This window comes from uncultured Novosphingobium sp., from assembly GCF_964277725.1.
GTDB lineage: Bacteria > Pseudomonadota > Alphaproteobacteria > Sphingomonadales > Sphingomonadaceae > Novosphingobium > Novosphingobium fluoreni.
The window spans coordinates 1-3,039 of the sequence record NZ_CAXYKL010000289.1; the positions used below are offsets into that span (position 1 = coordinate 1).

2 protein-coding genes are annotated in these 3,039 nt (G+C 63.4%); one reads left to right on the forward strand and one right to left on the reverse strand.

Translation table 11 applies throughout. The annotated features are described in order from the left end of the window. A partial coding sequence (gene gltX / locus ACHWRX_RS16170) for a glutamate--tRNA ligase (protein WP_394659967.1) occupies positions 1 to 1,453 on the reverse strand: 1,453 nt, incomplete at its 3' end. Between the two features lie 88 nt (positions 1,454 to 1,541). Here gltX and ACHWRX_RS16175 point away from each other — a divergent pair. Next, positions 1,542 to 3,039 (forward strand): ComEC/Rec2 family competence protein (locus ACHWRX_RS16175; protein WP_394659968.1); only part of this gene is annotated, 1,498 nt, incomplete at its 3' end.

Genomic DNA, 3,039 nt, shown 5'->3' on the forward strand with positions numbered 1-3,039 from the left:
ACCCTGCCGGGGCGGTAGCTTGCGCGGCAATCCGCGCCAGACTCTCGTCCCGACCGAGCAGAACCAAAACGTCGAAAATTCCTGGGGATGTCGTCTGGCCGGTCAAGGCCGCGCGCAAGGGCTGCGCCAGCTTGCCAAGGCCGAGACCCAGTTCCTCGGCCATCGCCTTCAAGGCGGCTTCCAAGAGCTCGGCAGACCAATCCGCCTCATCCGATAGTCGCATGTGGATCGCGGCGAGACGATCGCGAGCCTCATCCGTCAGCAGGGCAGCCGCCTTCTCCGTCAGTTCCAGCGGGCGTTGCGAAAACAAAAACGCAGCACTTTCAGCCAGTTCTTTGACGTCCTTGGCACGCACTTTGAGGACCGGCATCGCCTGCGTCAGAAGCGCACGATCTGCGCCCTCCATCTGCGAAGCCACGAGTTCCGCTAGACGGGCATCGTCTGCCTCGCGCAGATAATGGCCGTTCAGGTTCTGCAACTTCGCCAGATCAAAGCGGGACGGCGATTTGCCAACATCTGCCATATCGAACCACGCGACGGCCTGATCGCGTGATATGATCTCGTCATCGCCATGGCCCCATCCGAGGCGAAGCAAATAGTTAAACAGAGCTTCGGGCAAAATGCCCAGATCGTCGCGATAGGAATCGACGCCAAGCGCACCATGACGCTTTGACAGTTTCGCGCCATCCGACCCATGGATCAGCGGCACATGGCCGTAGGTCGGCCGCTGCCAGCCTTCGATCGATGCCATCGCATCGATGATCGCAAGCTGGCGGAAGGCGTTGTTCATATGATCGTCTCCGCGGATCACGTGCGTGACGCCCATATCCTGATCGTCAACCACGACGGCAAGCATGTACGTCGGCGTACCATTCGATCGCAACAGAACGAAGTCATCGATCTCTTCGTTCCGTACGGTCACGGAGCCTTGTACGAGATCTTCGATCATCGTTTCTCCGTCGCGCGGAGCCTTGATCCTGATGACGTAAGGTGCATCGATCGGCTCATCGGCCGCAGCGGCATCGCGCCACGGACTGTTCAGCCGGAACGGCCGACGCTCTTCCTGCGCCTTTGCCCTATGCGCGGCGAGTTCGTCCTGCGTCATGTAGCAGCGATAGGCCTGACCTGCTGCGATCAGCTTATGCGCCACCTCCGCATGACGATCCGACCGGGCGAACTGGAACGTCGCCGGCTCGTCGCCTTCGAGGCCCAACCAGCGCAGGCCATCGAAAATAGCGTCGATCGCAGGCTCGGTGGAGCGCGCCCGGTCGGTGTCTTCGATGCGTAGCAGGTATGTGCCGCCATGATGGCGGGCATAGAGCCAGTTGAAAAGCGCAGTCCGCGCGCCCCCGATGTGCAGGTAGCCGGTGGGAGAGGGCGCGAAGCGCGTGACGACGGGCCGCGGGCTTTTCACCCCGTCCTGCGTCGGTGCCGCTACGCTGCCGCTTGCCATCGTCCGATCCTTCCTGTCCAAGGCCCACATGGCGACGAGAGCCACGCGTTTCAAAATCCTGTCCCAGCGCGCCCTAAAAGGCGCTGCAGTGCAACATTGGCCATGGAACAGCGCGCGGCGCTTGTCGAGGGGCTTGGTATGGCTTGAGCGTTTTCTTGCCTCCGCCGGTTTCGATCGGATGCCGTGGGTGGTCGTGGCCTTTGGAGCGGGCATCGCCGCGTGGTTCGCTCTTCCCGGCCCGTCACAATGGCTCGCGCTTGTTGCCGGAGGCCTGGGCACTGCGTCGTTGGCGGGCGCGATCATGGCGGCAGACGGGCGCTATCCGTTGCTGAGAATGGCGGTGATCGTGTTGCCCCTGGCCCTGAGCGCGGGGTGCCTCTCCGTATGGACCCGGTCCGAACTGGTCGGCGCCCGGCCAATCACGCGGCCGTTTGTCGCGGAGTTGACCGGGAAAGTCCTGTCGGTGGAGCCGCAACCCGCAAATGCGCGCAGTCGCGTAATTATCGCCACCCGAGATCCAAGTACCGCAGCTGCGATACGTGTGCGGTTGAACGTCCCCCAGGACAAGGCCCCGCCCGAAGCCCTGCGCGCGGGGGACTGGGTAGAGGTGCGGGCACGTCTCGTTCCACCAGCACCCCCGCTGCTGCCCGGCGATTACAACTTTGCCCGGGCGGCTTGGTTCGGTGGCCTTTCCGCGACTGGTTCGGCGCTCGATGCGCCACGAAGGGTTAAGCGCGGCGATACCGGATCTTGGCTCAACGACACTCAGCGGCGGTTGAACGCCCACGTCCGCGAGCGCCTCGCCCCAGAACATGCCGGGATCGCCGCGGCACTGGTGACGGGAGACATGGGCGGAATCGCCCAAAGCGATACCGAGGTGATGCGTGATTCCGGCCTGGCGCATCTGCTTTCGATCAGCGGCCTTCACGTCAGCGCGGTGGTGGGGGCGGTGTACCTGCTGGCGCTGCGACTGTTTGCGCTGTGGCCCTGGCTCGCCTTGCGTACCCGGCTGCCGGTACTGGCGGCGGCATCCGGAGCGTTGGCGGGCGTGGCCTACACGCTGCTGAGCGGGGCACAGGTCCCTACAGTTCGGTCTTGCATCGGATCGCTTCTTGTTCTTGCCGCCTTGGCGTTGGGGCGTGAGGCATTGTCGCTGCGGATGCTGGCGATCGCAGCATTTCTGGTTTTGCTCCTGTGGCCCGAAGCCCTGATCGGGCCCAGCTTCCAGATGAGTTTTGCGGCTGTCCTGGCAATCGTGGCCCTGTCGGGCGCTAGACCAATCCGTGTGTTCTTGAGCGTGCGGGAAGAGCCATGGTACGTCCGGATACTGCGTCATGGCGCGATGGTGCTGTTGACCGGCGTTGTCATCGAGCTGGCGCTGATGCCGATCGGCTTGTTCCATTTTCACCGTGCCGGTTTCTACGGCGCACTCGCCAATGTCGCCGCTATTCCTTTGACAACGTTTGTAATCATGCCCGCTGTGCTGGGAGCACTCCTGCTCGATATCGGCGGACTGGGAGCCCCTGCCTGGTGGATCGCTGGCCAGGCGATCGCGCTGCTGACCACGATCGCCCATTGGGTGGCGA